The 3,854-nt window shown below is 33.2% G+C and carries 4 protein-coding genes; 3 read left to right on the forward strand and 1 reads right to left on the reverse strand.

Translation table 11 applies throughout. The annotated features are described in order from the left end of the window. Window positions 1–123: 123 nt before the first annotated feature. The 3 genes from KI356_RS21220 to KI356_RS21230 all read left to right on the forward strand — a co-directional run bounded on the left by KI356_RS21220 (window position 124) and on the right by KI356_RS21230 (window position 3,013). Window positions 124–1,011 (forward strand): hypothetical protein, encoded by an 888-nt coding sequence (locus tag KI356_RS21220; protein ID WP_128279795.1) that lies wholly within the window; start codon window positions 124–126, stop codon window positions 1,009–1,011. A gap of 210 nt (window positions 1,012–1,221) precedes the next feature. Then, window positions 1,222–2,529 (forward strand): hemolysin family protein, encoded by a 1,308-nt coding sequence (locus KI356_RS21225; protein WP_128279794.1) that lies wholly within the window; start codon window positions 1,222–1,224, stop codon window positions 2,527–2,529. A gap of 1 nt (window position 2,530) precedes the next feature. Beyond that, the gene (locus KI356_RS21230; RefSeq protein WP_071745511.1) at window positions 2,531–3,013 is read left to right on the forward strand and encodes a DUF456 domain-containing protein; all 483 of its coding nucleotides are present in this window, start codon (window positions 2,531–2,533) and stop codon (window positions 3,011–3,013) included. Window positions 3,014–3,038: 25 nt separating this feature from the next. Here KI356_RS21230 and KI356_RS21235 read toward each other — a convergent pair whose 3' ends face one another. Beyond that, the gene (locus tag KI356_RS21235) at window positions 3,039–3,659 is read right to left on the reverse strand and encodes an NAD(P)-dependent oxidoreductase (protein WP_212936368.1); all 621 of its coding nucleotides are present in this window, start codon (window positions 3,657–3,659) and stop codon (window positions 3,039–3,041) included. Window positions 3,660–3,854: the final 195 nt, after the last annotated feature.

Consider the following 3,854-nt stretch of genomic DNA (forward strand, 5'->3'; position numbering starts at 1 on the left):
TGTTGAATCTCAGTATAGTATATTCCCCCTAACTTACTTCGAGAAAAATATATTGTAACTTCCCCTGAAAAAAGCTAAAATAAGAATAAGAATTTTCTGAATATTCTAAGAGTAGGTGGTTATATGTCCTTATTGCGCTCACATATATGTAAATTTATAGTTGGCGTTTTTATTATTTTTGTCATAAGTCCTATTCCAGCATTATTAATTACACATAATTACTCTTACACAACTGGATTTATTAGCATTTTTCATAACTTTGCACAACTTTCTTCTATTTCAATTCCAAGAATCGATTGGATGCATGAACCTATCCTTTTCTCAGCAAATCAGATTATAAATACACAAAATATGATACATACTTCTAGCCATTCGTCACCACTATTCCCCTACATATGGGAAATATATTTTTTATCAATCGTTCGTTTCACATTCACTCTTGTAATCGGTTTCTTTATTAGTTTAGGGATCGGTCATCTATTTTTAAAAACACCGAGATCAGTAAGAAAGTGCATTTCTTTATTACGCTGGATACCATATTCTTTTAGCACTGTAATATTACAATGTTCAGCACTATTGCTACTACTCTACATCGCGAAATTCATAAAGGTTCCTTTCTTCTCATCTTTTATCATCGTATGTAGTACTTCCATGATAATCGTTATGCAAGCAATAAAAAAATGGCTTCCTTTCTTAAATAATACAAATGAATACGAAATAAAAAATTCAGCCTTCCTTGTTGATACGTTATTTATGGCGCTTACTTCCAATCATAAATCCATTCTAAGTTCCATTATTCTTTCATTTGTTTTTATGGAATGTGTTTTTCACGTAAACGGACTCTTACAATTTATCGTTCAATTTGGTGGAAATGCACCTATAGTTGTCGCAATTGGTTTATTACTTCTTTACATCCCATACAGCGTATTATCTTTTCTCCAAACACTATGGACAACAAACTACAATAAACAGCAAACATACACTTTAACAAGAAGTATTTCAAAACCATAACGTAGAATAACCGTCTACTTTAAATTAAAAGTAGACGGTTATTCCTTTTATATAGCGGACAAAATAACAGCAAATTAAAAAACTACTATTAAAACCTACCATTATTTACCCATTTTCTTTGACTAATCTTTTCATTTGGATTTATTATAAAAGTATAACATAATTACAGGAGGTGACATCTTTATTCCAAATTAGGAATAAAGAACACACTTGGACATATTAAATATTTTTCTCATCTTTATACTTATCCTTATTTCTGGTTTTTTTGTTGCTTCAGAATTCGCTGTCGTAAAAGTACGAAAAAGTCGAATTGACCAGCTTGCTAATGAAGGTAATAAACAAGCATTAGCTGCAAGAAGCGTTGTATCTAACTTAGATGTTTATTTATCTGCTTGTCAGCTCGGTATTACTATCACTTCTCTAGGACTTGGTTGGCTTGGTGAACCAACTGTGGAACATTTACTACGACCACTATTTGAAAAAATCAATATTACTGGAACGGCGGCTAACACGTTATCCTTTATTATTGCTTTTAGTATTATTACTTTTTTCCATGTTGTATTAGGAGAGTTAGTTCCTAAGTCTTTCGCAATCCAGAAAGCAGAAGCAATCACTTTAAAATTTGCAAGACCTCTTATTCTGTTTGATAAAATTATGTATCCATTTATTTGGGTATTGAATAGTTCAGCTGTATTTTTCACAAAATTATTCGGTTTAGAACCTGCAAAAGAAAATGAACTTGCTCATTCCGAAGAAGAACTACGACTCATTTTAGGCGAAAGCTATAAAAGCGGCGAAATTAATCAAACCGAATATAAATATGTAAATAATATTTTTGAATTTGACGATCGTGTTGCTAAAGAAATTATGGTACCTAGAACTGAAATGGTTTGCTTATCTACTGAAAATACGTTAGAAGAAAATATGGAAATCGTTGCAACTGAAAAATATACACGCTATCCTATTATTGAAAAAGATAAAGATGATATTATCGGTATGATAAATACGAAAGAGATTTTTCATAATCAAACAAAAGGCATTTACAAACCGCTTGATGCGTACATACATCCTGTTTTAACTGTATTTGAAACAGTTCCCATTCGTAAAACGTTAATCCACCTTCAAAAGAACCGCGTACAAATGGCAATTGTTATGGATGAATACGGTGGGACAGCTGGTCTTTTAACGATGGAGGATATTCTTGAAGAAATTATCGGAGAAATTCAAGATGAATTTGATACAGACGAATCACCAATGATTGAAAAACGCACTCCAAAACTTACTGTTTTAGATGGAAAAGTACTCATTTCTGAAGTAAATGATATGTTTGGTCTGCATATTGATGATAGTGATTTAGATACAATTGGTGGTTGGCTTCTCTCTCAAGCAATCGATTTCAATATTGAGGCTGGCTATTCGGTTGAATATGCTGGTTTTCAATTCAAAGCATTAGAACTTGATGGGCATCAGATTAAAAAAATTGCTGTACATAAATTAGATTCTATTAAGGAGATATAAAGTGACTGTATTATTAACAATTAGTATCATCGCCTGTTTCATTGTTTCATTTCTTGCCTTTATTTACCCCATTATTCCTGGCATTCTTGCAGTATGGGCTGGCTATTTCATTTATCATTTTGGTATAAATGGCGGAGAACTAACAACTTCTTTTTGGATTATTCAAGTCATTTTTACACTTTTCATTTTCGGTGCTGATTTTATAGCAAATGGATATTTCCTAAAAAAATACGGAAGTTCTAAGTGGGGTGAACGTGTCGGCATGATTTCTATCATTGTCGGATCGTTCTTCTTTCCGCCATTTGGTCTTATTATCATACCGTTCTTATCGGTATTTATAACAGAACTAATGCATAAAAAGGCGCCAAAAGACGCCTTTTTAGTCGGAATTGCAACTGTAGTCGGTTTTTTAAGTAGTACGGTAGCAAAAGCAATTCTCCAAATCATTATGATTATTTTCTTTGTATGCTATATCATTTTTTAACCATCCCTATTTTGGGATGGTTTTTTTAATATGAAATACCTACTCGGCTTTTCTCATATTTGCTTTTATTACGTAACCTCCATGTAAAATGAGCTGTATCACCAACTGTAATTTTCGATCCATCTGCTGGCAACATATCTTTTTCAGTTCGATATACCCCAGTTACATCACCGTCTATTAAATGGGTCGGACAAACAACAGTCCAACATAAATTACTGTTATGTAGTGCTTTATAAGCAGCTAAGTGGTCTTCCGCAGCTGTTGTTGTTTTTCTTTTCGATTCCTTTGATTGGAAACGATATATATTTGGGCTTGTTCGCGCTTGTAAAATACCAGCAGTTCCTATTGTAACAATTTTCTTTATGCCCTCTTCTTCCATTTGCTTTATGATAATCGGTAAACTCTTCTCTAACGTCCCATTCCGATCAGTTCCAAGAGCACTAATTACAATATCACACTCTTTCACTGCTTCCTTTATATCATTTTCATTTAATACATTTCCCTCTATAATATGCAACCTTTCATGCTCTGTTTCCACTCTACTCAAATCACGAACTAATACCGTTACTTCATATGAATCTTGTAATGCCAATTTCATAATGTGTGATCCTACTCTACCTGTCGCTCCTAATATACATACTTTCATATACTATCCCCTCTTCAGTTCTTTCTCTCTATTTTTCCGTAAAACATATAAATATACAACAAAAAACTTCCTCGTATATGTGAGGAAGCTCTATTATCCATTTATCCCGCATTAACAGGCCGTAAATTCGGCGAATGCGAGGAAGTTAGGTGGGAGAGATAACTGCCCGTAAATGCCCGATTGGTGAAGGCTAAT

Source organism: Bacillus hominis (genome assembly GCF_018332515.1).
GTDB lineage: Bacteria > Bacillota > Bacilli > Bacillales > Bacillaceae_G > Bacillus_A > Bacillus_A hominis.